Source organism: Tritonibacter sp. SIMBA_163 (assembly GCF_046535935.1).
In the GTDB taxonomy this organism is placed as follows: Bacteria; Pseudomonadota; Alphaproteobacteria; order Rhodobacterales; family Rhodobacteraceae; genus Epibacterium; species Epibacterium scottomollicae.
On record NZ_JAWJBP010000010.1, the window covers coordinates 88,312 to 113,743 of the forward strand.

26 protein-coding genes are annotated in these 25,432 nt (G+C 63.2%); 8 read left to right on the forward strand and 18 right to left on the reverse strand.

The genetic code is table 11. The features are described 5' to 3' along the window. Positions 1-8 precede the first annotated feature (8 nt). Entirely contained in the window at positions 9-1,079 is a 1,071-nt protein-coding gene (gene zapE / locus R0J92_RS14870; RefSeq protein ID WP_411052211.1) for a cell division protein ZapE, read from the reverse strand. Positions 1,080-1,237: 158 nt separating this feature from the next. Between zapE and R0J92_RS14875 the strand changes: the two genes are divergently transcribed. Next, a complete protein-coding gene (locus tag R0J92_RS14875; RefSeq protein ID WP_106164345.1) occupies positions 1,238-2,479 on the forward strand; it encodes an MFS transporter in 1,242 nt (413 codons plus the stop codon). A 39-nt stretch (positions 2,480-2,518) separates the two neighbouring features. Here the strand turns inward: R0J92_RS14875 and R0J92_RS14880 are convergent, their stop codons facing one another. The 9 genes from R0J92_RS14880 to R0J92_RS14920 form a co-directional block, all read right to left on the reverse strand. Then, positions 2,519-3,454: an alpha/beta fold hydrolase gene (locus tag R0J92_RS14880; protein ID WP_411052212.1), complete on the reverse strand. Its 936-nt coding sequence runs from the start codon at positions 3,452-3,454 to the stop codon at positions 2,519-2,521. Then, the gene (locus R0J92_RS14885; RefSeq protein WP_411052213.1) at positions 3,451-4,368 is read right to left on the reverse strand and encodes an ornithine cyclodeaminase family protein; all 918 of its coding nucleotides are present in this window, start codon (positions 4,366-4,368) and stop codon (positions 3,451-3,453) included. The genes R0J92_RS14880 and R0J92_RS14885 overlap by 4 nt, the downstream gene beginning before the upstream one ends. Further along, complete coding sequence (locus R0J92_RS14890; protein ID WP_317385023.1) at positions 4,365-4,985, reverse strand: HAD family phosphatase; 621 nt, start codon at positions 4,983-4,985, stop codon at positions 4,365-4,367. The genes R0J92_RS14885 and R0J92_RS14890 overlap by 4 nt, the downstream gene beginning before the upstream one ends. A 14-nt stretch (positions 4,986-4,999) precedes the next feature. Then, positions 5,000-5,962 (reverse strand): DMT family transporter, encoded by a 963-nt coding sequence (locus tag R0J92_RS14895; protein WP_411052214.1) that lies wholly within the window; start codon positions 5,960-5,962, stop codon positions 5,000-5,002. A gap of 653 nt (positions 5,963-6,615) precedes the next feature. Continuing rightward, positions 6,616-6,915 carry a putative quinol monooxygenase gene (locus R0J92_RS14900; RefSeq protein ID WP_411052215.1) on the reverse strand — a complete coding sequence of 100 codons (300 nt, stop codon included), beginning with the start codon at positions 6,913-6,915 and terminating at the stop codon, positions 6,616-6,618. Positions 6,916-6,930: 15 nt separating this feature from the next. Further along, a complete protein-coding gene (locus R0J92_RS14905) occupies positions 6,931-7,383 on the reverse strand; it encodes a YaiI/YqxD family protein (protein ID WP_106164340.1) in 453 nt (150 codons plus the stop codon). Further along, positions 7,380-8,900 carry a Si-specific NAD(P)(+) transhydrogenase gene (sthA, locus tag R0J92_RS14910; protein ID WP_411052216.1) on the reverse strand — a complete coding sequence of 507 codons (1,521 nt, stop codon included), beginning with the start codon at positions 8,898-8,900 and terminating at the stop codon, positions 7,380-7,382. The genes R0J92_RS14905 and sthA overlap by 4 nt, the downstream gene beginning before the upstream one ends. A 4-nt stretch (positions 8,901-8,904) precedes the next feature. After that, on the reverse strand, positions 8,905-9,738 hold the full coding sequence (fghA, locus tag R0J92_RS14915) for an S-formylglutathione hydrolase (protein WP_106164448.1): 834 nt from the start codon (positions 9,736-9,738) through the stop codon (positions 8,905-8,907). A gap of 238 nt (positions 9,739-9,976) precedes the next feature. Beyond that, positions 9,977-10,909 (reverse strand): AEC family transporter, encoded by a 933-nt coding sequence (locus tag R0J92_RS14920; protein ID WP_411052217.1) that lies wholly within the window; start codon positions 10,907-10,909, stop codon positions 9,977-9,979. Between the two features lie 242 nt (positions 10,910-11,151). Between R0J92_RS14920 and R0J92_RS14925 the strand changes: the two genes are divergently transcribed. The 3 genes from R0J92_RS14925 to R0J92_RS14935 all read left to right on the forward strand — a co-directional run bounded on the left by R0J92_RS14925 (position 11,152) and on the right by R0J92_RS14935 (position 13,051). Continuing rightward, positions 11,152-11,778: a TetR/AcrR family transcriptional regulator gene (locus R0J92_RS14925; protein ID WP_411052218.1), complete on the forward strand. Its 627-nt coding sequence runs from the start codon at positions 11,152-11,154 to the stop codon at positions 11,776-11,778. A 183-nt stretch (positions 11,779-11,961) separates the two neighbouring features. Further along, on the forward strand, positions 11,962-12,675 hold the full coding sequence (locus R0J92_RS14930; RefSeq protein ID WP_411052219.1) for an ArsR/SmtB family transcription factor: 714 nt from the start codon (positions 11,962-11,964) through the stop codon (positions 12,673-12,675). Between the two features lie 31 nt (positions 12,676-12,706). Then, positions 12,707-13,051 carry a DUF2794 domain-containing protein gene (locus R0J92_RS14935; RefSeq protein WP_106164336.1) on the forward strand — a complete coding sequence of 115 codons (345 nt, stop codon included), beginning with the start codon at positions 12,707-12,709 and terminating at the stop codon, positions 13,049-13,051. Between the two features lie 156 nt (positions 13,052-13,207). Here the strand turns inward: R0J92_RS14935 and R0J92_RS14940 are convergent, their stop codons facing one another. The 3 genes from R0J92_RS14940 to R0J92_RS14950 form a co-directional block, all read right to left on the reverse strand. Further along, positions 13,208-13,948, reverse strand: a complete 741-nt coding sequence (locus tag R0J92_RS14940; protein WP_411052220.1) for an NlpC/P60 family protein — start codon at positions 13,946-13,948, stop codon at positions 13,208-13,210. Continuing rightward, on the reverse strand, positions 13,945-15,363 hold the full coding sequence (locus tag R0J92_RS14945) for a leucyl aminopeptidase family protein (RefSeq protein ID WP_411052221.1): 1,419 nt from the start codon (positions 15,361-15,363) through the stop codon (positions 13,945-13,947). The genes R0J92_RS14940 and R0J92_RS14945 overlap by 4 nt, the downstream gene beginning before the upstream one ends. 131 nt (positions 15,364-15,494) lie before the next feature. Next, positions 15,495-15,833, reverse strand: coding sequence for a hypothetical protein (locus R0J92_RS14950; RefSeq protein WP_106164333.1), 339 nt, complete (start codon positions 15,831-15,833; stop codon positions 15,495-15,497). A gap of 196 nt (positions 15,834-16,029) precedes the next feature. On the opposite strand from R0J92_RS14950, the gene R0J92_RS14955 reads away from it, so the two are divergent. Next, a complete protein-coding gene (locus tag R0J92_RS14955) occupies positions 16,030-16,680 on the forward strand; it encodes a carbonic anhydrase (RefSeq protein WP_106164332.1) in 651 nt (216 codons plus the stop codon). A gap of 33 nt (positions 16,681-16,713) precedes the next feature. On the opposite strand, the gene R0J92_RS14960 is transcribed toward R0J92_RS14955, so the two are convergent. Then, on the reverse strand, positions 16,714-17,859 hold the full coding sequence (locus R0J92_RS14960) for a DUF3095 domain-containing protein (RefSeq protein ID WP_411052222.1): 1,146 nt from the start codon (positions 17,857-17,859) through the stop codon (positions 16,714-16,716). Positions 17,860-18,134: 275 nt separating this feature from the next. Here R0J92_RS14960 and R0J92_RS14965 point away from each other — a divergent pair, with 275 nt between their 5' ends. The 3 genes from R0J92_RS14965 to R0J92_RS14975 all read left to right on the forward strand — a co-directional run bounded on the left by R0J92_RS14965 (position 18,135) and on the right by R0J92_RS14975 (position 21,420). Then, the gene (locus R0J92_RS14965; RefSeq protein WP_106164330.1) at positions 18,135-19,157 is read left to right on the forward strand and encodes an aspartate-semialdehyde dehydrogenase; all 1,023 of its coding nucleotides are present in this window, start codon (positions 18,135-18,137) and stop codon (positions 19,155-19,157) included. A gap of 161 nt (positions 19,158-19,318) precedes the next feature. Next, positions 19,319-20,965 (forward strand): mucoidy inhibitor MuiA family protein, encoded by a 1,647-nt coding sequence (locus tag R0J92_RS14970; RefSeq protein ID WP_411052223.1) that lies wholly within the window; start codon positions 19,319-19,321, stop codon positions 20,963-20,965. A 131-nt stretch (positions 20,966-21,096) separates the two neighbouring features. Continuing rightward, positions 21,097-21,420 (forward strand): hypothetical protein, encoded by a 324-nt coding sequence (locus R0J92_RS14975; RefSeq protein ID WP_411052224.1) that lies wholly within the window; start codon positions 21,097-21,099, stop codon positions 21,418-21,420. Positions 21,421-21,498: 78 nt separating this feature from the next. Here R0J92_RS14975 and R0J92_RS14980 read toward each other — a convergent pair whose 3' ends face one another. The 4 genes from R0J92_RS14980 to R0J92_RS14995 are packed head-to-tail and all read right to left on the reverse strand — an operon-like array spanning position 21,499 to position 25,357. Beyond that, a complete protein-coding gene (locus tag R0J92_RS14980; RefSeq protein ID WP_411052225.1) occupies positions 21,499-22,278 on the reverse strand; it encodes an aldolase/citrate lyase family protein in 780 nt (259 codons plus the stop codon). A gap of 12 nt (positions 22,279-22,290) precedes the next feature. Beyond that, entirely contained in the window at positions 22,291-23,091 is an 801-nt protein-coding gene (gene hpaH, locus R0J92_RS14985) for a 2-oxo-hept-4-ene-1,7-dioate hydratase (protein WP_411052226.1), read from the reverse strand. Next, positions 23,088-23,945, reverse strand: coding sequence for a fumarylacetoacetate hydrolase family protein (locus R0J92_RS14990; RefSeq protein ID WP_411052241.1), 858 nt, complete (start codon positions 23,943-23,945; stop codon positions 23,088-23,090). The genes hpaH and R0J92_RS14990 overlap by 4 nt, the downstream gene beginning before the upstream one ends. Next, on the reverse strand, positions 23,945-25,357 hold the full coding sequence (locus R0J92_RS14995; RefSeq protein WP_411052227.1) for a pyridoxal phosphate-dependent decarboxylase family protein: 1,413 nt from the start codon (positions 25,355-25,357) through the stop codon (positions 23,945-23,947). Before R0J92_RS14995 ends, R0J92_RS14990 begins: the two co-directional genes overlap by 1 nt. Positions 25,358-25,432: the final 75 nt, after the last annotated feature.

Sequence of the window (25,432 nt, forward strand, 5' to 3'; positions counted from 1 at the left end):
CTCCGGCTTCAATCCCCGCGCCCCCAGTCCTTGTCCTGCATTTCCCGCAGGCGCGAGGCGGTGCGTTCAAATTCAAAGGCGCCGTCGCCCTCCATATAGAGGTACTCCGGCTCTGCCGCCGCCGAGCAAATGAGCCGCACGCGCGCCTCGTAGAGGGCGTCGATCAGGGTCACGAACCGCTTGGCTTCGTTGAAGTTATTACGCCCGAGGCTGGGGATGTTATCCAGCACCAAAACCTTCACCGCATTGGCCACCGCCAGATAGTCGCCCGGACCAAGCATGGTGCCGCAGAGGTCGTAGAATGTCGCCCGCGCCACCCCGTTGCGATAGGCGGGCAGGGTGACCTCGCGGCCCTTCACAGTCAGCACCAATGGCTCCGCCGCGCCGCCGGTGAGATCGCGCCAGATCTCTTCCATCTCTGCGCGGGTGTCGGCGTTCAGCGGCGTGAAATAGACCCGAGAGCCGGTCAGACGATCCTGCCGGTAGTCCTTCGGGCTGACCATTTCATGCACCTGCATCTTCTCTTTGATGAGGTCGATGAAGGGCAGGAACAGCTGCCGGTTCAGCCCGTTTTTATAAAGATCATCCGGCACCCGGTTGGAGGTGGTCACCACCACCACGCCAGCCTCGAACAGCGCCTCGAACAAGCGGCCGACGATCATTGCATCGGTGATATCGGTGATCTGCATCTCGTCAAACGCCAACAAGCGCACCGAGGCCACCACGTCTGCCACCACCGGCGCCAGCGCATCCTCGGTGCCGGCCTCACGGGCGAGGTGCATCTTGGCGTGGATTTCCTGCATGAAGGCATGAAAATGCACCCGGCGGCTGGGAATATCGTCGAGGCTCTCGACAAAGAGATCCATCAGCATCGACTTGCCACGCCCGACGCCGCCCCAGAGATAGAGCCCCTTGACCTCTTCCCTGACCGCCTTGCGGAACAGGCCGCGCTTGACCGGCTCGGCGCGCAGGCCTTCGGCGATGCGGTCAAACTCCGGCAGGACCGCCTCTTGCGCTGGGTCCGGCTGGATCTGCCCGGCGTCGACGCGGGCCTGATAGAGGTCAGTCATATGTGTCATGGTCCAGCCATAGCGGGATGATTTTGCAAAGGAAAGCGGCACGGGCACGGCGAGCGCGCCTGAGTGTTCAATTTTTCTGATGTATGCACACAAAACTCCTGAATTGACGGCCCCTGCCGGATCGCCACACTGTCGCGCAACAAGAACCGGAGACCGCCATGGACCGCCCCGCCCCCCTGTTCACGCCCGTCCTTTTGGTGGGCTGCCTGATCATCATGGTCAGCTTTGCCGTGCGCGCCTCCTTTGGGGTGTTCCAGATCCCGATCGCCGAGGATTTCGGCTGGTTGCGCAGTGAATTCTCCCTCGCCATTGCCATCCAGAACCTCGCCTGGGGCATCGGTCAGCCGATCTTTGGCGCCATCGCCGAGAAGATCGGCGACCGCAAGGCGATCATCATCGGCGCGGTGATCTATGCCGCCGGTCTGGTGCTCAGCTCCGGCGCCACCACCCCGTTTGAAATGCAGAGCTACGAATGGCTGGTGGGCTTTGGCGTTGCGGGCACCGGCTTTGGCGTGGTGCTTGCGGTGGTGGGGCGTGCCAGCTCGGACGAGAACCGCTCCATGTCGCTGGCGATCGTCACCGCGGCAGGCTCGGCGGGGCAGATCTTTGGCGCGCCGACGGCTGAATATCTGCTGGGGCTGATGTCCTGGCAATCGGTGTTCCTGGTCTTTGCCGGCGTGGTGCTGGCGCTGATCCTGTCGCTGCCGCTGATGCGCGCGCCGGTTTCTGCCGGCAAGGCCGAACTGGAAGAGAGCATGGGCGCGATCCTGAAGAAGGCCTTTCGCGATCCATCTTACACGCTGATTTTCCTCGGCTTTTTCAGCTGCGGCTATCAGCTGGCCTTTGTCACCGCGCATTTTCCGGCCTTTGTGACGGAGATGTGCGGCCCGATCATGCCGGGTGGTATGCTGCATGGGCTGGGGATCACCACCACCTCGGCGCTGGGGGCGGTGTCGATCTCGCTCATCGGTCTGGCCAATGTGGGCGGCACGCTGCTGGCAGGCTGGGCAGGCAAGCATTATTCCAAGAAATACCTGCTGGCGGGGATCTATACCGCGCGCACCATCGTGGCGGGGGCCTTCATCCTGCTGCCGATCACGCCGTTGTCGGTGATTATCTTCTCAGTTGCGATGGGGTCATTGTGGCTGGCGACGGTGCCACTGACCTCTGGCCTCGTGGCGCATATCTATGGGCTGCGCTACATGGGCACGCTCTATGGTATCGTCTTCCTCAGCCATCAGATCGGTGGCTTCCTCGGCGTGTGGTTGGGCGGTCGGATGTATGACATCTACGGCGATTACACCATGGTGTGGTGGATCGGTGTGGGCGTCGGCGCCTTCAGCGCCATCGTGCATCTGCCGGTGCGCGAACGCCCCTTGCCGGTGGCACCGGCGGTCTGAGCGTCAGCCGGGGCAAGCGGATCGCGCAGCCCGTGCAGCTTAGTGCAGGCCGTGACGGATGTTGTCGGAGATGATCCGCGCCACCTCCTGAGGGTGAGTGTAGACCACGCCATGTCCGGCGCCTTCAACCACGTCCTGCTTGGCGGAACGGTTGATCTCCGCTAGCCGCCCGATCACATGGCCGGGGATGATCCGATCCGTGCCGCCCCAGATTGCCAGGACCGGCAGGCCCTGAAGATGAAACAGCCGGTGCTCGGGGCCAAAATCATCACGCAGGATGCCGCGCATGGCCGCCAGGTTGGAGGGAAAAAAGCCCCGCCGCCGGGTCTGCGCCACCTGCGCACGGATGACGTCGGGCGGTGTATCGCTGTCTGTCAGGTGACTGCGAAGGTAGCGCCGCGCCGCCATCGGATAGGTCCAGCGCAGGAACAGGTCACGCAGGCCGGGGCGGTGCTCCATGAAGCTTGCGACCGGAGACGTCGGTGAATGCAGCCCGACCGAGGCGATCAGGATCAGCTGGCGCACCCGTGGCAGGTTCTCGGCGGCAAAGGAGGTCGCGATGCATCCTCCGGCGGAATAACCAATAAGGGTGAAGTCCTCCACCACGCCCTCATGCGCCAGCAGATCCTGCAGTTGCTGGTGAAAGAAGGCGCGGTCCTGCGGTCCCGACACATGGTCCGACAGCCCGCGCCCGTAGAGATCATAGAGCAGCACCCGGTATCCGGTTTTTGCCAGTTCCTCGGCCAGCGGCACCAGCCCTTCTGACGGGGTGGTGATGCCATGCACGCAGACCGCAACCGGACCGCGTTCTGGTCCGATCCAGTAGAAATGGGTCATCCCCTCGCTCAGCTCAGCAAAGCTGCCACGGGCAAAGCGGCGCATCGACTCCGTCATTGGGCTGCGCAGGGTTTCCTGTACCGAGGGCAGGAACAACAGGCTCAGGAGCAGAAGGCCAATGACCGGCAGCCAGATCATTCACTTTGGGTCCAGAGATCCAGAATATGACGGCTGACCATCAGGTCGAGATGCGCACCGCCGCCGTTCTTGAACAGGGTGATCGCCTGCGGATCATAGGCCGGGAATTGCGCGATGTTGTAGAAATCCGCCAGCACATCGGATCGCTGCAACGTTCCGGCGGCCAAGGGGATTTTGAACTCGCCGATATGGTCCAGCGTGGTGTCGAAACTGTCGCAATAGATCTGGGACTTTGCCAGCGCCGCATCGTCGGCCTCGCGCATGTCGGGTCGATAGGCGCCAATCATGTTGAGGTGCTGACCGGGCCGCAGCCATTCGCCGCGGATCACCGGTTCGGTGGACATGGTACAGGTCAGGATAATGTCGGCGGCCGACACAGCCTGCGGCAGATCGGTGGCGACCGCGGTGCCGGGGTGGTCCGCCGCCAGCGCCTCGGCCTTGGCGGTGGTGCGGTTCCACACGCGGATCTGCGCATCGGGCCAGACGGCCGAGAAGGCTTCGATCAGGGTGCCCGCAACCGTGCCGGCGCCGACGATCAAGATTTCTTTCGCGTCCGGATTGGCCAGACGACGCGCGCCCAGCAGGCTGTCTCCGGCGGTTTTCCACTTGGTGACCAGATGGAAATCCACCAGCGCTTCCAGCAGGCCGTTGGTGTCGTTGAACAGGCTCACGCCGCCGTTCACTACCGGCAGATTGTGGTCTGGGTTGCCGGGGAAGATCATCGCGGTCTTGACGGCGATGCCCAGCCCGTCGATCCAGGCAGACCGCGACAGCAGCGTATCGTCGCCCCGGTAGAGAAACGTGTCGTCGACCTTTGCCTTGGGATGGCTGTGCCCCTCGGCAAGCGCATCACTTAGCGTGACCCAGTCCAGCAAGGCCTCTCCTTGGTCAAATTCAATGTTGGTCAGGCTCATTGCGCTTCCTCTTCAGTCAGTAGCCCCTCTGCAACCAACCGCGCGGCCCAGGTTTCGGGCTGGTCGAACAGATGGGTTTTCCAGCCGCGCACGGCGGCGGCGGTGATATTTTCGGGTCGGTCGTCGGTGAACAGCAGCTCATCGGGGCGGCGCCCGGTGCCCTGTTCCAGCTGCGCATAGATCTCCGCATCCGGCTTTATGCAGCGCAGATGGGCGGAGACAAAGGCCTGATCGAATTCGCGCAGGAACGGATAATGCGTCTGCGCGATCACGAAGGTCTCTGCCCCGAAATTGGTCAGCGCATAGACCGGCACGCCCTTGGCCTTCAGCGCCCGCAGCAAGCGCACCGAATGGGGGATTTCCGGGCTGGCCATCTTGATCCAGCTGTCGTGCCAGTGGCGGATTTCCTCGGCCCAGTCGGGATGTTTGTCGGCAAGGCCATAGATCGTCTCGCGGAACGGGTGGCCACGGTCGACGTCGAGGTTGGCGCCATGCAGATCGACCTCCTTGAACAGGGCGGTGCGGCGCGGCTCGCCAATGAGGCGGTCGTAAAAACGCTCCGGCTCCCATTCGAGTAGAACGCGACCGATATCAAAGACGACGGCGGTGATGGACATAAGGGCAGGCCTTTCTAGCCGGAGGAACTGGGCCGCGGACGTGGCGGGGGGCCGGGGGTGCGGGTTTCACGCCAGAGAGAAACAAGACCAGCGCCGATAATCAAGGCCGAGCCGAGCCAGACAGACTGATCCGGCCATTCTGCAAACACCAGAACCCCCCAGACCACAGCCAGCGGCATGGCGATATATTCAAAGGGAGCCACCAGACCGGCCTCGCACATGCGATAGGCTTGACCAACCAGATAGCCGCCGATTGCGCCGGACACCCCGGCAATGGCAAAAATGCCCCACTCAAAGCCTTCGGGCCAGGCCCAGGGTTTGAGTACCACATCCGTAAGCGGTGCGCCGGTGGCCCAATTGCCATGACCGAAGATCAGGCCGGCGAGGGCGCTGATGATGAGAAATCCGAGGGTGGGATAGAACGACAGCGTTGCCGCCTTGTCCGACCCTCCGGCGCGTCGGGTCAGGATATGCAGCGTCGCATAGCCACAGGAGCCGAAGAAGGGCAGCAGCGCATAGGGCTGAAACGCGTCCATGCCGGGTTTGACGATCACCAGGATGCCACTGAACCCCACAATGACGGCGCCCCAACGCCAGGGTCCGACGCGTTCCTTCAGAAACAGGACGGAGAGGATGGTGACGATCAGTGGCGTGGCAAAGGCAATGGCCACCGCTTCGGCCAGGGGCAAGACCGCAAGACCGGAGAAGAAGGAGATATTGGCAAAGGCCACAGCGGTGATCCGCATCAGGTGCAACCGCGTGTTGCGTGTCCGCAGGATGCGATAGCCGCCCTCCAGCGGGATGATGATCGCCAGCAGCAGGGCCAGCGCCACAACAGAGCGGAAGAACACCACCTGGTAGAGCGGATAACCGTCGGAGAGGAACTTGAAGGTCACATCAATCACGGAGAAGGCGACGGCGGCGCCAATCGCAGCGAGGATGCCGAGAACATTCGAATTGATCAGTGTTGTACGCATCGGTGTGTGCCTCCCCGGCGGTTGTCGCGCATGGTCAAGCACAGGGCAACGAGAATGCGGCACGGGTACAATTTCGCAAGATGTACCAATCGGTCAGAGTGGAGTGCGTGGCAAAGAGGGAGGGCTCCCGCCCGTCCGCCCTGCGCCAGAGGCGCAGGCCTGTCGGTTGGGGGTGGCACCGCGCGCCCGTGGGGCGCGCGGTGCGGCCTTCCGCCCCGGACCGGGGCGGAAGGCCCGGCCCAACGCAACCAGGGGGGCTTGCCGCAGGGCAAGGCACCCGTTGGGGCGGGAGGGCCCCCGTCTCGCCTGCACCCGGTGTTGCATGCGGGCCGTGCGCACTGGTTGCGAAATCCTGACGCATGTCTTTTAGGTTGTAGTGGATCGCGATCATCTGCCGGGCGTAAAATACTCGGCAACATACCAGGAACCGGCTCCCCCGCTTTGGGGGGCAGTGCAGAGATAACGTTGAGCACGCGGGGGGATACCCCCGGTCACCTCCGCCCCTGTGGCGGCGCCGCCATCCTTATCGGACAGTAGACCTTAGATGATCCGTTGATTGTCATTGGGGATCAGGATCCCGGATCAAAGCGGGGATGAGAGATCCAACCGGGGCGCTTTGGCGTGATCCCGGCGTTTGGCGTGGCGATCTGGGCTTATGTCAGACCAAAAACTTCATACTCGCGCGGAATGTGCTGGGTTGCGGCCCACCAGTCCGATGCCCGGGAGCGGGTCTGGTGAAGGTCAAACGCCGCCGGATCCGTGAAACATTCCTCGACGCTCCAGATCAGCGGATCGTCTGTCTGTCGCACCTCGAATGAGACGCAGCCGGTCTCGTTCCGCGTCAGGCGGATATGTTCGGGCAGCTTGGCTTTGACCAGCGCGACATCCGCAGGGGTTGCGCAGATCATCCGCCCGCTCAGGCGCACCACATCGTCTGAGATGTCTTTGGTCATGTCAGCCTCTGCCCCTCACCCTTTCGCCGCGCGGATTTCCCGCTCCAGCGAGTCCAGGAACCGTGAGCGGTCCGCCTTGGAAAACCCCTTGCCGCCGCCTGCCATGCCAAGCGGGTTGGCGGCGCGCAGATCCGCCATCAGGTCGCGCATTGCCAGCTGCTGACCGATATTGGCCTCAGTGAACCGCTCACCGTTGTGGCGCAGCACCCGGGCGCCGGCCTCGATGCATTTTGCGGCCAGGGGGATGTCGCCGGTCACCACGATATCGCCCGGCCCGCAACGCTCGGCGATCCACATGTCGGCCACATCGGCGCCCGCATCGACGATGACATTCTCCACCAGCGGGTTCTGCGAGGGACGCAAGCCGCCGTTGGAGACCACGAACATCCGCAGTTTGTGGCGGCTGGCCACGCGCTCCGCCTCGGCCTTCACCGGGCAGGCATCCGCATCGATATAGAGCGCGCTCACTCTGCGGCCTTGTCCTTGCCGGTCTCGCCATCCGCCTTATCGGCTTTGGCCTCTGCCGTTTTGGCGGGGGCTTTCTTGGGCTTGGCGGGCTTCTTGTCCTTGTAGGCCTCCGGGATCGGCATCCGGTTGAAGGCGTCCAGCCCGGCGATCTTGTAGGCCTCGGCCAGGGTCGGGTAGTTGAAGGTGTTCTGCACGAAGTAATCCACCGTGCCCTTGAGGTTCAGCACCGCCTGGGCGATGTGGATCAGCTCGGTGGCGCCCTCGCCGACGATCTGCACGCCCAGCACCCGGCGGGTTTTGAGCGAGAACAGCATCTTCAGCATGCCATGCTCCAGCCCCATGATATGCCCGCGCGAGGTCTCGCGGAACCGCGCGATGCCGACCTCGTAAGGCACGCCGCGCTCGTTCAGCTCCTCTTCGGACATGCCGCAGGTGGACATTTCCGGCACCGAGTAGATGCCATAGGGAAACCAGGGGCTTTCGGGCACCGTGGGCACTTCCATCGCGTGACAGGCGGCGACGCGGCCCTGCTGCAGCGAGGTGGAGGCCAGCGACGGATGGCCGATCACATCGCCGGTGGCGTAGATATGGGACACTTTGGTCTGATAGGTCTTGCGCTCCACCTCGAGACGGCCGCGATGATCGGTCTCCAGCCCCACGGCCTTGAGGTTCAGCCGGTCGGTGTTGCCCATGCGCCCGGCGGCAAACAGCAGCATCTCGCCGCGGATATGGCGGCCATTGTCCAGCGTCACCTCGATGTGGCTGCCCTCGTCCTCGATGCTCTCGATCGGAGAGCCGAGCCGCAGATCGACGCCGTTTTCGCGGATCTGATGGGTGAACTCCTGGATCAGGGTGCGGTCGATGAAATCAAGGAAGGTGTCGCGCGGCTCGATCAGCGTGACGCGCACATCCAGAGCCGAGAACATGGTGGCATATTCCACCCCGATCACCCCGGCGCCCACCACGATCAGCGAGCGCGGGATTTCCCCCATCTCGAGGAACTCGTCCCCGTCTACCACGGTGGTGCCGTTGAAGGGCACGGTGTCGGGGCGATAGGTGCGGGTGCCGGTGGCGATCAGGAATTTCTCGCCGGTGACGCGGGTAGTGTCGCCTGCTTCGACTTCCACTTCGACCTCATTGGGGCCGGTGAAATGCGCCATGCCGGCCAGCATGTCCACGTGGTTGCGGTTGAACTGGTGTTCCAGCACGTCGACCTCGTGATCGAGCGTCATGTGCAGGCGCGCCTTCAGGTCATCGGCCTTGATCTGGTCCTTCACCCGGTAGGCGCGGCCATAGAAACTGCGCTCGCGCCAGCCGGTGAGGTTCAGCACGGTTTCGCGTAGTGTCTTTGATGGCACCGTGCCGGTGTGGACCGACACCCCGCCCAAGCGATCCTTGCGGTCGATCACCAGCACGCGGCGCTTGAGCTTGGCGGCCTGAATGGCGGCTGTCCGGCCGGAGGGGCCGGAACCGATGACGATCAGATCATAGTCGAACTTGGAACGGGTCGCGGTCATGGTGTTACTCCCGGTAGAGGGCGTCGGCGTGGAAGGAGACATGCTCCTCCATGAAGGTGGAGACGAAGAAATAGCTGTGGTCATAGCCCTTCTGCATCCGCAGGCTGGCCTCTTGGCGGCGCGCGGCGATGGCACTTGCCAGCGCTTCGGTCTTCAGCAGATCGCCGAACTGGTCCGCCGTGCCTGTGTCGATCAGCACCGGACCATCAAAGCCCACGTCGCGCATCAAGAGCGCGGCGTCATGTTTGGCCCAGAGGCTCTCGTCCGCGCCGAGATAGGCGCCGAGCTGCTTGCGGCCCCAATCGGAGGCGGTGGGGTTGCAGATCGGCGCAAAGGCCGAGACCGAGCGGAACCGCCCCGGCAGGTTCATCGCCAGCGTCAGCGCGCCGTGGCCGCCCATGGAGTGGCCAGTGATGCCTTGCCGGGCCATGTCGAGGTTGAAGTTCTCCGCCAGCAGCGCCGGCAGCTCCTCGGCCACGTAGTCCCACATCTGGAAATGCGGCGCCCACGGGTCCTGAGTGGCGTTGACATAAAAGCCCGCGCCCTGTCCCAGATCATAGGCCTCGTCATTGGCAACCCCCTCGCCGCGCGGGCTGGTGTCGGGAAAGACCATGGCGATGCCCTGCTCGGCACACCAGGCCTGCGCGCCCGCCTTGGTCATGGCGTTCTCATGGGTGCAGGTGAGGCCGGAGAGATACCACAGGAGCGGCACCGGACCGTCGGTCGCCTCTTCCGGCAGGAACAGGCCAAAGGTCATGTCGCAGTTGGTGGCGGAACTGGCGTGGCGGTAGACACCCTGAATGCCGCCAAAGGCCCGGTTCTCGGCCAGGGTTTCCATCGAAGTTGCCATCGAAGACCTCCATAAATCGGTGTTGGCTCATCGCTAACCGGATGGGGCGTATTAATCCAGTGCTGGGGCGTCGTCTTGACTCCTTTTTGCGCCGGAAGGTTTCAATTGGCTGAAGATCGCATTTTTCAAATGGTTGGGTTGCTGATTAGGACAGCACCTGACCTTGGGGAGGCGTGAAGCGCCTTCCCGGGAGAAGGTCAGGCGCTGTCCGGCCATACGGCCGAACTCATAACAGCGTATTGGCCCAGGCGATCACCAGCGGCACGGACACGATCGACACCACAGTGGAAATCAGGATCGCTGCCGAGGCGCGTTGCGGTGCGACGCGGTAGTGCTGCGCCAGCATGTAGACATTGCCCGCCACCGGCAGCGCGGCGGCAGAAATCGCCACCGCTGCAGAAAACGGCGCAACCGGCATCAGCCACAACACGCCCGCCGCCACGCCCAAGGGATGCAACACCAGCTTGGCAAACGAGAGCCAGCCTGCGACCTCCACCCGTTCGGCGGATTTCGAAGCCAGCGACGCGCCAATGGCAAACAACGCGCCGGGGGTGGCTGCACCGCCCAGGATCGCAAGGAAATCATTCATCGGCGTCGGGATCGGCACCTGTCCGGCAGACCATGCAAGCCCCGCCACAATGGCCAGGATCATCGGGTTCTTCAGCAGCCCCACGCCGACCAGTCGCAGCGTTGCAAGGCTCAGACCCGCACCGCGATGGATATTGATCAGCACCACGATCAGCGAGGAAAACACCACCAGATCCACCGTGAGCACAAGCATCATCGGTCCCACGGAAGCCTCACCAAAGAGGATCACCATCATCGGAATGCCAAGAAAGCCGACATTGCCGATCGCCGCGCATTGGGCCTCTACTGCGGCGGTCGATATATCCTGTCGCCGCAGCATCGCCACAACGGTCGCCACCGCATAAACCCCAAGCGTGCCTGCAAGGTAGCCGAGGATCAGGTTGGGATCGAAAATCTCCGCCACCGACAGATTCGCGGCAAAGCGGAAAATCATCGCTGACAGTGGAAAGAAGAACACGAACTTGGTCAGGAACGCGGTGGCTTCTTCGGTGAAAAAGCGCGTGCGCCCGGCCCAGTAGCCCAGGCCGATGATTGCAAAGAACGGAAGTGTGCGAAAGAAAATCTCGGCCATTTCCAGAATTGGTAACCTGAACTGACCAGAAGAAAAAGGCTTTTTGCCTGCGCTCTGCACGCATGAACACGGCACTGTCGCTTTCCTGCTGTCAGCTTGTGCGTTAATGCTGGTCCATTGCACGGATCGGGGCTTGGGACGGCCTCGGAGGTGTGCAACTGGACTGGAGTGTATGTGTCACGCAGCCCGCATGAGTGGGCAAGGGACGGCCCCGGCTGCGTGCAAGGAGGATGGACAAGGTGATGAACCAAAGCGCAACCGCCGTGCGCAGGGGCCGGAAATTCGATCAGGTGCTGGAGGGGGCCCGCAAGGTCTTCATGGCAGATGGGTTCGAAGGCGCAAGTGTCGATGACATTGCCCGCGCGGCAGAGGTCTCCAAGGCGACGCTCTACAGTTATTTCCCCGACAAGAGGCTGTTGTTCATGGAGGTGGCGCGCAGCGAATGCGCCCGTCATGCAACGCGGCAGCTGGACATCCCCGAAGGCTCCGGGCCGCGTCAGGTGTTGACGCAGCTGGCACGCCATATCCTGTCGGTCATCCTGTCCGAGGTGGGTCAGAAGATCTATCGCATCTGCGTGGCAGAGACCGAGCGGTTTCCCGATCTGGGCCGCGAATTCTTCGCCAGCGGCCCGCAGGTGGAGCGTGACAAGCTCAAGGACTACCTGCGGGCGGCGGTGGCGCGCGGCGAGCTGGAGATCGAGGATTTCGACATGGCCGCCGAGCAATGGATGGCGCTGTTGCGCGCAGATCTGTTCCCGCGCCTGATCTTCAATCTGCGCGATGGTGTTGAGGAGGCCGAGATCAACCGGGTTGCCGACGCCACAGTCGATATGTTCCTCGCGCGCTATGGCGCCTCGTCGTCCAGTTAAAGCCTGGTTGAGACCGCAGGTCGTACTCCCGGTGTCATCTGGCTTCGGAGCCGAGGGGGCGACCCGTTGATGCCCGTGAGCCGTGGTGCGGCGGTCGATCAATGCGCCCTCGGTGCAAAGACTTCGATGCGGGGCGAAGCCTTTGCCGTGGGCAACGCCCGGCATCGACGTTAATATCGGCGCATGGCGACACCGCGTTTTGATATCATCGGACAGGCGATTGCGGATGCAAGCCGCACCCGGATGCTCTGCGAGCTGATGGAGGGGCGCGCCTTCACCAACAAGGAACTGGCCAGCGCCGCAGGGGTCACGCCGCAGACGGCCTCTGCCCATCTGCGCCTGTTGCAGGACGCCGGTCTGGTGGTGGCGGAGAAGCGCGGGCGTTGTGTTTTTCATCGCCTGTCGGGACCAGAGGTGGCGCACACGCTGGAGCAATTGGCAGCGATTGCCCCCATGGACAGCCTGTACCGCGCACAGCGCCGCAAGGCCGGCGGGCTCGCGGAGGTGCGCAGCTGCTATGATCACCTCGCCGGGCCGCTGGCCGTGGCACTTGCGGATGCGCTGATCGCGCGCGGTCATCTGCGCGAAGAGGCAGGCGGCTTTCATCCGGTTGCAGGCGCCGTCTGGGCAGGGCTTGGTGTGACGGTGCCGGAGCATGTCGGGCGCACGCCCTTTGCCCGGCCCTGTATGGATTGGACCGAGCGGCGTTTGCATATCGCAGGCCCGATGGGGCGGCAGATCCTCACCCATGCGCTGGAGGCTGGCTGGCTTCGCCGCCCTGTGCGCGGCCGTGGGCTGGAGGTGACGGCACCGGGGCACCGTGCCCTCCATGATATGCTTGGTTTGGGTGGCGTGCTGGCGCGTGGGACCACATCGAAAAGCTGTGAAGAGGCTTGATTTACGGCGCAAATGCCCCGACGTTAAAGAGATGAACGATCACAGCACCGGGTCCTTCCCGACACCGCCGCCGTCTGAACAGATCGCCTTTCACCGGCGCGAGCTCTCCGTGATCATGTCGCTCTATGGCCGCATGGTGGCGGCCGGGGAATGGCGCGATTATGGCCTGTCACATCTGCGCGAAATGGCTGTGTTTTCAGTGTTTCGCCGCACGGCTGAAAATCCTCTTTACCGGATCGAGAAACGTCCCAAGCTGCGCAACCGGCAGGGGCAATATTCCGTGGTGGGGATGGACGGCCAGATCCTGAAGCGCGGCAATGACCTCAAGACCGTGCTGCGGGTGTTGGAGCGCAAACTGATCCGCGCCGTGGAGTAACAGCCCGTGAGGCGCATCGCGCAACGGTTTCATGGGGATGGCCGGGGCCGCGCGGGGGCCTGAGGCCCCCGCGCGGCCCCGGCCCGGATCGGATCGCTGCGCGATCCGATCGCTCTTGATCGCACAGCCTTCGCGCCCTGCAACCTGGATGCTTGGTCAGCCCAGGCGTTTATGTGCTGTCACTGGCCCGTCGCCCTGATCAACGATGCGGGTGATCGCCGCGTGGAGTGGTTCCAGAGTCACCGCCATGGCATGCGCATTTGCGTGCAGCAGTGTCAGCGGGTCGCGCACCCAGCCCACATGCCCTTTCCAGAATAAGAGGTCCCCCCGCTCATACGGGCTGCCGTTGGGCAAAGCGCTGCCCAGAGAGGCCTCCTGCGGGCCGCTGTCGCCGGGGCATTCAAGACCGCAGGCATGGCACGAAAGCTGCACCAGTCCGGAGCAATCAATGCCAAAGCGGCTATTGCCCCCCCACAGATAAGGCGTGCCCAAAAGCGCTTCGGCCACCGTCACCGGATCGGGGGCGCGGGTCGCCAGTGGGGACAGATGCACCAGCGGCACGAACCCCTGATCTGACTGAGCAAAGCGGTCGTGCGTGCCACGTACCGCAACCTGGCTGCCAAGGCTGAGCGCGGTCAGCTCCGGCGATTTAAAGTCCGCCTGCGCATAGGCATGGGTGGCGGGCGCGCTGACCCAATGGGTCATGGGAAGCGGCTCCGCCAGATGCGTCTCGGCGACCCAGCCGGTGTAGCCGTCCTTTTCTGCGCGCAAATGGCACCAGCCGTTCTGGCGCGACAGGATCTCGGCGTGATCGCCCATCAGCAATTGCCGCTCGCGCGCGCCATTTGGCGCTTTGCACAGATCGCTGACCGGGCGGGCGATACGGGTACGGGTCATGACAGCGCCAGCATGTCCGGCAGCGCCTGAAATAGCGCGCGGGTGCCCTGACCGACACCACCTTTGGGACGGGCGGGCAGGCTGGATGGGCACCAGCCGAACACGTCGAAATGCATGTAGCGCGCCTCTCCGGCGAAGCGACGCAGGAACAATGCGGCTGTGATCGCCCCGGCCAATCCCCCGGATGGTGCGTTGTCCAGATCGGCAATGCCGGGTTCGATCATCGCCTCGTAGGGGGCGTGAAACGGCAGCCGCCAGACCGGGTCCGCCGCGTCCTGCGCGTTGCTCGCCAGTGTCACCGCATCGCCCTCGCGGTCCGTGAAAAACGGGGCAATGTCGGCGCCGACAGCCACCCGTGCAGCCCCGGTCAGGGTCGCTATGGAAATCAGCAGATCGGGGGTGTCTTCCTGGGCCAGCGCCAGCGCATCGGCCAGCACCAGACGGCCCTCGGCATCGGTGTTGTTGATCTCAACCGTCAGCCCCTTGCGCGACGTCAGAATGTCACCGGGGCGGAAGGCAGGGCCGGAGACGGCGTTTTCCACCGCCGGGATCAGCACCCGCAATTGCAGCCTGAGACCCGTCGCCATGATCATATGCGCCAAACCCAGCACATTTGCCGATCCGCCCATGTCCTTTTTCATCAAGGCCATGCTGGCGCCGGGTTTGAGGTTCAGGCCACCGGTATCAAAACACACGCCCTTGCCCACCAGCGTCAGCGTCGGGCCCTCGCTGCCCCAGCGCATGTCGATCAGACGCGGGGCGCGATCAGAGGCACGGCCCACCGTGTGAATGAGCGGGAAGTCCTGCGCCAGCAGATCCTCGCCGACCACGGTCGTGACGGTCGCGCCATGCACCTCTGCCAACGATTCGACCGCCTGTTGCAACTGTTCCGGACCCATGTCCTCGGCTGGAGTATTGATGAGCGTGCGGGTGAACGTCTCTCCCGCGGCCATCACCTCGACTCGTGCGGCATCGACGCCCTCGGGCGCGATCAACCGGGCCTTGGCGCCGGTGTTTTTTGCATAGCGATCAAAGGCGTATTGCGCCATCAGCCAGCCAAAGCACTCGACCTCGGGGGACAAGTCAGCGGGCAGGTCCGAGGCCAACGCATAGGTGCCTTCGGGCAGTTTGGCGGCAGCCGCGGCGAGCAGGAAGCGCTGGCGTTGGCGGCTTTTGGGCGATCCTGCGCCAACCAGGGCACCACTTGCAGTGCCATCCGTGCCGGGCAGCACCACCACCTGACCCCATGCGCCGCTAAAGCCCATAGTGCGAGCCCAGCCTGCGGTTGCGGCGTCTTGCTGGGACAGCCAAGCTTCCAGGGTGCGCTCTGTTACGATGTGCAGGGGGGTGCCCGCGTCGGAAGCGGGGGCAAAGGTCGGTACGGCCAGGTTGGGCACGGCAAAATGGGGCTGCATGGACAGGTCCTCTTGGTATGGCTTGGGTCTAATGCCTCTTGCCACCAGAGTATCTGTCGCAGCCGCCGCCGCAAGCCCAACCGGGCCGAACTCAAAACCAACATGGACGCGCCGCGTCTGCGGCGAATCCCTCAGACCGTCAGGTCGTGCTGTTCCCAGACCGCGGTCAGGGAGCTTTCGCCGACGCGGATCAGGCGGAACAGCGTCGCTGCCACCGCCGGAGAATCATCCGCGTCAATTGCGCTGGTAACATCGCATGCAATGCCGGCCATGGCCGTCATTCCGATCTGCTCCGAGATCGCGATCAGTGATCTTGCGCTCTTGCGCAGATTTTCGAAGTCGTCTTGACGCCAAAGTCGTTCGCAATGCGTCAGACGCACCGCGAGCTCCTCGATGGCGCGGCACACGACATCTTCGGCACTTGTTTCACCCAGCTGAGAGTAGAGCTCTGTCAGCTTTTGCGGGTCCAAGTGGACGTTTTCCCTAAGATTGACTGTGAGTATATTAGCCACCACTATTCACCCCGTATTCGGTATGCCCCCACGGCATGGCACCAATTTGCGCCGCACTGGTTGTCAAAAGGTTTCCATCCGAAACGTATATCTCTCGAATTTGCCGTGAATTGCGGTTATCACACCCGACAGTCGACAACCCGAGGTATATGACATGGACTATGCAAAGCCCCTGCCGAGCTATCTGGTATCCCGTTATCACGGCTGGAAAGCAACGGTCTATGAAGAGAACCAGGGCTGGTATCGCCGCCTTGCCAAAGAAGGACAGCGCCCGCGGGCCATGGTGATTTCCTGCTGTGACAGCCGGGTGCATGTGACCTCGATCTTTGGCGCTGATCAGGGCGAGTTCTTCATCCACCGCAATATCGCCAATCTGGTGCCCCCCTATGCGCCTGACGGCGATCACCACGGCACCTCTGCCACGGTCGAATATGCCGTGACGGTGCTCAAGGTGGCGCATCTGATCGTGCTGGGGCATTCGCAATGTGGCGGTGTTCAGGGATGCATCGACATGTGCAAGGGCCATGCGCCGGCGCTGGAGGAAAAGACCAGCTTTGTCGGGCGCTGGATGGATATCCTGAAGCCGCGATTCTCCGAGGTCGAGCACATCGAGGATGCGCATGAACAGGCCCGCCAGTTCGAGCGCCAGGCCGTTGTTGCCTCGCTGGAAAACCTAATGACCTTCCCGTTCATCGAGAGCGCGGTAACGTCCGGAGAGCTCAGCCTGCATGGGCTCTGGACCGATATCGGCGAGGGCGGGCTGGAGTGCTACGACCCCAAGTCGAGCAAGTTCACCAAGGTCTGAAGACACCGGAATGAGCAGCAGGTTCGGGGCGGTTCAGGCCCCGGATTTCAGCTGCTCCGCCGCCCTGGCGTAGCCGCCGGATGCGCCATCCACGAAATGCATGTGATCGTCCTGCATCGGTGATGGAACAATGCAGGTCACCAGAGCCTCGTCCTGCGTATGCAGCCCGTAGTGGGCAACGCCATTGGCCCGCGCCTCGGTCAGCAATCCCTCGATCACCGCCTGAGTCTGTGCGGTGCAGTCGACGGTCATTTTCAGCCCGTCATCAAATTTGCGAAAATCGGCGTTTGCGGCGATCACGGAACGATATCGGACCGGGTCAAAATTGCCCGTGGGGCGTCCGCGCAGGAACAGAATCCCCGCAAATACAGAGTTCGCAAGCAGCGCGCATTTTCGAAGAATTGCAGGTAAGTTTCCGCGTGACAGGCGGGCCTCCATCGCAAGGCCGCGCGGCGGAAACCGCATGTTCGGCCCGGCGACCGGCAGCGGGTGGCCGCCGCGATCACTCTTGCGGACCTCTGACAGAATCTCGCGCACCAGTTGGTCAAAGGCGGCGCGATCCGTGTCGGGTTGTGGCACCACCAGCAGGGACAGGATTTGCCCGTTGACCGAGGCGACGTTGTCCCAGCGACAGGACAGCCCGTCCAGATTGGGGGATTGCACCGGGTGGGCGGGCGGAATGTCGAACCGTCCGGCCTTCATCTGCCCTTCGACCCAGGCCACACCGCCGCCGTCGAACATCGCATAGTCCAGATGCTCGGAGGCCGCAAAGCGGGCGACGCGCACGTCAAAGCCCTCGGTCCGCACCTCCGCCACAGGCACCAGGGCGGCGCGCAGGGTGATGTCGAATTCTTGCTGCACCCAGGACCGCAGTTTTGCCAGCTCCCGCCGCGCGGTCTCGGCCAGATCGGGCGGCACCGCAAAGGAGGTGCCGTCGCCGCCAAACACAAACGGAAACGGCGCGTGGTCAAACGCGTTCATCAGCGCGGCGATGGCGGAGGCACCGACCATGTTCACCGTCTTGTAGCGTCCCTGCGCTAGCAGACCGGTCGAATCCACGATGTCGCAGCAGCCGACGAGCCAATCCTCGGGCAGCGGCGTGAACCGGGTGCCGCGGGTCAGCTCCGCAAAGCTCTTCATCTTGGTGAGGCTGGCGTAGAACGGATCTGCGCGTGTCATTCACTGTCTCTGCATTGGGCGGCCATGCGCCGCGAATTGGGCGCTGATGGCGTAAACCTGTAGTGATTTTCATGCGGAACAAGCCACCCTCGCGCAAGCGTGACAGGCCGAAACATCGCCTTCAACAGAGGGGCAGGGGCAGAAAAGCCGCAGTCTTATGGAACAAAACCCTGTGAAACGGTGTTTCACGCTGAATCGCGCCTTTCAATGCAGCCGCAGAAACTATATCACACCGCAGCCGGTCATGAGGCCGGACCAAATTTGGAGAAACTATCATGGGTTATCGCGTCGTTGTCGCCGGCGCCACGGGCAACGTGGGCCGTGAAATGCTGAATATTCTGGCCGAACGCCAGTTTCCAGTGGATGAGATTGCCGTTCTGGCATCGCGCCGTTCGTTGGGGACGGAGGTCACTTTCGGCGACAAGACACTGAAGACCCAGGACCTCGACACGTTCGATTTCACCGGCTGGGACATGGCGCTGTTTGCCATCGGGTCTGACGCCACCAAGCAATACGCGCCCAAGGCCGCAAAGGCGGGTTGCGTGGTGATCGATAACTCGTCGCTCTATCGCTACGACCGCGATGTGCCGCTGATCGTGCCGGAGGTGAACCCCGAGGCCGTGCATGGCTATGACAAGAAGAACATCATCGCCAACCCCAACTGCTCCACCGCGCAGATGGTTGTGGCGCTGAAGCCCTTGCATGACCGTGCCAAGATCAAACGCGTTGTGGTGTCGACCTACCAATCCGTTTCCGGCTCCGGCAAGGATGCCATCGACGAGCTGTGGGATCAGACCAAGGCGCATTACAATCCGACCGACGATTACCAGCGCAAGGTCTACCCGAAGGACATCGCCTTCAACGTGATCCCGCATATCGACGTGTTCCTTGATGATGGCTCCACCAAGGAAGAGTGGAAGATGGTCGCCGAGACCAAGAAGATCATCGACCCCAGCATCAAGCTGACCGCGACCTGCGTGCGGGTACCGGTGTTTGTCGGCCACTCCGAGGCGATCAACATCGAGTTCGAAGACTTCCTTGATGAGGACGAGGCCCGCGACATCTTGCGCGAGGCTCCGGGCATCATGGTGATCGACAAGCGTGAGGACGGCGGCTACGTGACGCCGAAAGAATGCGTCGGCGATTTTGCCACCTTCATCAGCCGCATCCGTCAGGACTCGACGCTGGACAACGGTCTGAACATCTGGTGCGTCTCCGACAACCTGCGCAAGGGCGCTGCCCTGAACGCGGTGCAGATCGCCGAGCTGTTGGGCCGTGAGGTTCTGAAGAAGGGCTGATCGTCGTCCAATACGGACACGGAGCTGACGCACGGATGGGACATACCATCAGGCAATCGGCCAATATCGGATCATGAGGGGCGTCCCGGCGGGGCGCCCCTTGCTTTTGCGCAGGCATCGGGCGAGCGTGGGCGCAATGATTTGATCTGCAGGTGATTTCCATGCGCGTTCTTCTGTCCTCCGCCCTCCTTGGGGCCGCCGCCCTGATGTCCACCACCGCCCTGGCCGATACGTTCTCGGCCACCAGCCGCGTCAGTGCGGTCACCGTCTACCCCAGCGAGGCGCTGATCACGCGCACCGCGGAGGTGGAGCTGCCGGCGGGCCGCCACCGTATCCTGATTGGCGGCATCCCCTTCATTGACGAGATCGAAGGCCTGCAGGTGATCCACCCCGGAGTGCGCCGTGTTGGCCTTTACATGCGCGAGGGCTATCCGGTGTTGCAGGATGCCTCGACACCAGAGCGCGAGGCCGCCAAGGTCCGCGTCGTGGAGGTGGAGGATCAGATCGACGCCCTGCACCGCGCGTCGGCAGAGGCGCGACTGGCCGCGGACGGGGCAGAGGCCTCGATCGCATTCCTGACCCAGCTGGGGCGGGGCGAGGGCACGGCCCTTCCCGATCCCGATCAGCTGCGCGCCCTTATCACCACCATTGGCGAGGAAACCGCGCAGGCGCGCGAGACCATCCTGCGTGCCGAAGCAACGGAACGCAGCTTTGAGCGGGACCTGACAGCGCTTGAGGCGGAGCTGCTGCGGGCCCAGGCCGAGCTTGAGGCGCTGTCGCAGCAGGACGAGAAGCAGATGTTCCTGGCGCTGGATGTGCTGGCCGCCGAGGGGGTGACGGTCCCGCTGCGCCTTAGCTACCCGGCGGATGCGGTGTCTTGGCAGCCTGCGTACGAGTTCAACCTTAAGACCGGCGACGCCCCGCAAGTCGCATTGCGTCGTGACATCATGATCCAGCAGGCCACGGGCGAGGACTGGGTGGATGTGGCGTTGCGCGTCTCGACCTCGACACCGGATCAGCGGATCAATCCAAACGAGCTGTGGCCCGCCCGGCGGTGGATCGAGGACGACTACGAAGCAAAGCAGCAGTTTTCCTCCGATAGCCGCGTCATGAGTGATTCTCTCGAGGCCTCGGTTGCAGCGCCCGTCATGATGGAAGAAGCAGGTGGCGGCTTTGGCACCGTGACCAGCGAGGCGGGCGTCTCCTACAGCTTTGAAACGCCGGTGACCCTGCGCTCCGGGGCGGAGCTTGCCTATCTCAACCTGCCGGATGTGACGATGATGGCCGAGGTGACCGCGCGCGCGGTGCCGCGTCGCGACCAGACCGCCTTTCGCATGGCCAGCGTGATCAACACCAGCGGGGAGGAGCTGCTGGGCAGTTCCAACAGCCGGTTCTTTGTCGATGGTGAGTTGATCGGTTCCGGGCATTTTGGCGGGCTGACCCCGGAGGCTGAGGCGGATCTGGGCTTTGGCCCCATTGATGGTCTGCGCATCAAACGCGACCTGCTGGATCAGAGCGAAGGCGGGCGCGGCGTGATCTCGCGCAGCAACCAGCGCAACCTTACAGCGGAGATCGAGGTGGAGAACCTGACCGGCGACACCTGGCCCCTGAGAGTGCTGGACCAGGTGCCCTACAGCGAGCAGGAGGATTTGGAAATCAACTGGTCCGCCAGCCCTGCGCCGAGCGAGGAGAACGTTGAGAAGCAGCGTGGCATCCTTGCGTGGGATCTGGAAATGCAGCCGGGCGAGACCCGTATTATCACCCTCAACACCCGCCTTTCATGGCCCGAGGGAAAAGTTCTGCGATAGGCCAAGTGCATCGGGGAACGGCTCAAAAGTACACTAAACTGTACTTTTGGGCCGCCTGAGTAACCTAAGAGCGCCCCATTTTTGCCTTCGATCAGCGTATTCTGATCTCAGAGTGGATTGGAGGGTGAACCATGAGTTTTCATGACCAGAATGACGAAGCCGAAAAGCTGACGTATGGGCAAACCGCTTGGGGCTGTGCCAGCACCCGAGAGCGTCTGGACTCCGAGTCAATGATGTTGCTGCGGGCCAACCTGAGCGAGCCGATGACCACGGCCGACAGCTGGCCGACCCTGCGGGAGATGCTGCGCGGCAAGGGATTTGACATGAAGCCCCGTGCGGGCCGTCTGCGTTTGGTGGACCTGCAAAGCCGCGTCGAGATCTGCACCTTTGGCCTGCTGGGCCACCCCCGCGTCGAGCTGGAAAAACGCTTTGGCGGCTTGCCACAGATGCACTGAGCTCGTCGCATGCACTTAGACCGCCGTTCCCGTGGGCAACAGGCACGGCGGTGGGGTTGCGTTGGCAGTGACCTTACCTCAGCCGGTTCCGTCGTCTGACCATCGGGAGGCCAGCGCCCGTGCGCTCTGGGCCAGCAAGACCACGTCGATCCCGACCGCGAGGAACTGCGCGCCCATCTCGGCATAGGCCTGCGTCGCCTCTTCGGTGACACCAAGAATGCCGGGCGCTTTGCCCGCCGCCTTGATCCTTGTGATGGCGTCGGCGATCACTGCGCGCACCTCCGGATGGGCGGAATTGCCCTGATGGCCCATGTCGGTGGACAGATCCGCCGGGCCGATAAAGATCCCGTCGACCCCCTCGACCGCGAGGATGGCATCGAGGTTCTCAATGCCGATGCGGTTTTCCACCTGCAACAACAGGCAGATCTGTGCGTCTGCGGTCTGAATATACTCCGGCGTGCCGCCAAAGCGGGTGGCGCGCGCTCCGGCCGCGCCGACACCGCGGGTGCCCTCGGGCGGATAGCGACAGGCGCGGACCAGTTCGGCGGCCTGATCTGCGGTTTCCACCATTGGCACCAGAACCGTCTGCGCGCCCGCGTCCAGCACCTGCTTGATGATCCAGGTCTCGCCGATCGGCACCCGCACCACCGGTTCGGCGCTGGATGTCGCAAGTGCGACCAGCTGGTCGCGGATCGAGCGGATGTCGTTGGGCGCGTGTTCGCCGTCGATCACCAACCAGTCAAACCCCGCGGTGCCCATCAATTCGGTTGTGATGGCCTCGCCAAAGCTGCACCAGCAGCCGATCTGACGCTGGCCCTCGGCGAGGGCCTGTTTGAAGTGGTTTTTCGGCGCGGCCATATCTAACCTCTTTTATTCAAATGAAATATCGACCGTGCCGAAATCGGCAAAATCGGCATGTATCTGGGTTCCGGTCGGGCATTCGACGGGCCGGATGAAGGAGCCTGACAGGACGATATCGCCCGCCTCGATCTGTTGTCCATAGTCCGCCATGCGTCGCGCCAGCCACAGGACCGAGGTGACGGGATCGTCGAGCACGCCCGCGCCTAGGCCGGTTTCCTCCACCACGCCATCGCGTTTCAGGATTGCGCCGACGCGGCGCAGATCAAAGGCGTCAACCGCGTGTTTGGCCGCGCCCATCACGATGCCCGCATTGGCGGCGTTGTCGCTGATGGTGTCGGTGATAATCCGCGCCTGCCCGGTTCTGGGATCGGCGCGCAGGATGCGGGTGTCGAGGATCTCCAGCGACGGGGCCACATAATCGGTGGCCTTCAGGATGTCGTCGCGGGTGCAATCGCGGCCCGCGAGTGGGGATTCCATCACAAAGGCAATCTCGGCCTCGACGCGGGGTTGGATGAAGCGACCGGCGGGCACGGTGCTGGCATTTTCAAACACCATATCATCGAGGAGCACGCCCGAGTCTGGCGTGGTGATATTCAGCGCCTGCTGCATGGCGCGGCTGGTGAGGCCGATTTTCCAGCCGATTTTGCGGCGACCCTGCGCCAGTTTCTGCGCCACCAGTGCGGCCTGCACCGCATAGGCGTCGTCCAGCGTCATGCCCGGATAAGCGAGCGAGAGGAGGTCGCATTGCTGGCCGGTCTCCTCGGCGCGCAGCAGCTGGGCGGCGGCCTCTGCGTGTTGATCCGGCGTCATGCCTCATCCTCCACAGTGTTGCGCAGAATGCCGATGCCTTCGCCCTCGACCTCGATCACGTCGCCGGGTTGCAGGAACCGTGGCGGCTCAAACCGCGCACCGGCGCCGGTGGGGGTGCCGGTGACGATGATGTCGCCGGGCACCAGCGTGGTGAAGGTAGAGATATAGGCGATCTGACGGCGGATCGGGAACAGCATTCGGGAGGTGCGATCATCCTGGCGCAGCTCGCCATTGACCTTGGTGGTGAGGCGTATGTCATCAAGCTGTGCTGGAGCCGTGAAGGGCACCAGCCAGGGACCGATCGCGCCTGAGGAGTCCCAGTTCTTGCCCTGCGTCACGTTGAATTTGGCATGGCGCACCCAGTCGCGGATTGTCCCTTCGTTACAGAGGGTTATCGCGGTGATATGGTCATAGGCGTCTGCTTCGGCAATTCGGCGGCCGCCCTTGCCGATGACAATGGCGATCTCGCCTTCGTAATCCAGCTGCGGGCTTTCGGGCGGGCGGATCAGCGGGCTACCTGCGCCGGTGAAGCTGCGCGCAAAACGCGGAAACAGAGACATGTTTGGCGGGGCCGCTTGCCCGTCCTTGTATTCCGCATTGCGGTCGGGAAAGTTGACGCCGACGCAGATGATCTTTTCCGGGCGGGGCACCGGGATCTGATAGGTGATCTGGTCGAGTGTATGGGTCAGATCCCGCCCCTGCGCGGCTTGGGCGAGGATATGGAGGGCGTCGGCCTCGATCACCTCGCGCAGGCTTGGCCAGTCGGGGAAATCTGGTGAGAGGGCGATTGCGCCCGCGTCGGTGATCGCGCCATAGACAGTCTCACCCGCGGCGGTGTAGGTGGCAAAACGCATCATGTCAGTCCTCTTGCAATCTCGGTGATCACATCATGGGCCAGCATGATGTCAGCCTCTGTGGTTTCAAACGCGCCCGCCTGAAACCGGATCACCAGCGCGCCGTCGACGCGGGTCTGGGTGAGGTAGATGCGGCCATCGTCATTGATCTTGTTGACCAGCTCAAGGTTCAGCGCATCGAGGTCCGTGGCCCCGTCAGGCGTGTAGCGGAAGGTCCAGAGCGACCACATCGGCGGGGTTATGATCTCAAAATTCGGCTCTTGCGCCAGGGCGTCGTGAAGCTGGCGCGACCATGCAACATGGTTGCGGATGCGTTGTCGCAATCCTTCAATGCCGTAGGTGCGGATCAGAAACCAGATCTTCAGCGCGCGGAAGCGACGGCCCAGGGGGACCGACCATTCGGAATAGTTGATGATGCCGTCGTGACCGTGGGTTTTCAGGTATTCCGGGCTGATGGCGAGAGTGCGTACCAGATCGTCCGCATTGCGCAGGAAATGCGCCGAGCAATCGAACTGCGCGCCGAGCCATTTGTGCGGGTTGAAGACGATGCTGTCGGCGTTCTCAACGCCGGGCCAGTAGTCGCGAAACTCCGGGCAGATCATCGCGGAACCGGCCCAGGCCGCGTCCACATGGGTGTAGAGGTCGTGGGCTTGGGCGACCCTGATGCAATCGGCCACGGGGTCAGTGGCGCCGGTGCCGGTGCCGCCCACGCAGAGGATGACACCCGCCGGATGCAGGCCCGCGGCCTTGTCGGCGTCAATGGCGGCATCAAGGGCGGCGGGGTCCATGCCGCGCCAGTCGCCTTTGATTGGCACGCGCACGAGGTTGGCCTGACCGATGCCCGCAACCCAGATGGCGCGATCCACAGACGTATGCACCTCTGCCGAGCAATAGATCCGCAAGGTCGGCTGGCCGGACAGCCCCTGTTGGTTGCCCTGCCAGTTCAAGGCCCGTTCGCGCATGGTGAGCACGGCGGCAAGGGTGGCTGAGGAGGCGCTGTCCTGAATGACGCCGCGAAATTCCCCGGGCAGGCCAAGGGATTGGCGCAGCCAGTCCATCATCCGGGTTTCCATCTCGGTCGCCGCCGGAGAGGTCTGCCAGAGCATGCATTGCGGTGCGATGGCGGAGGTCAGGAATTCTGCCAGCACCGAGGGCGCGGCGGCATTGGAGGCGAAATAGGCAAAGAAGCGCGGGTGCTGCCAATGGGTGATACCGGGCATCACCTTTTCCTCAAAATCGGCAAAGATCGCCTCCATCCCCTCGCCTTGTTCTGGCGGGGTTTCTGGTAGGGCGTTCAGCATATCGCCGGGTTTGGTCTGCGCGCGCACCGGGCGCTCGCCCACGGTGAGGTGATAATCCTGCGCCCAGTCGGCGACCTTGCGGCCCCAGCCTGCGAAATCGGTCCAGTTCATTATATGCTCCCTTGTTCGGGCTTTGGCCCGGGCAGCGCCTTTCCGGGGCCCGGTCAGGCGCTGCCCTTTGGTGTG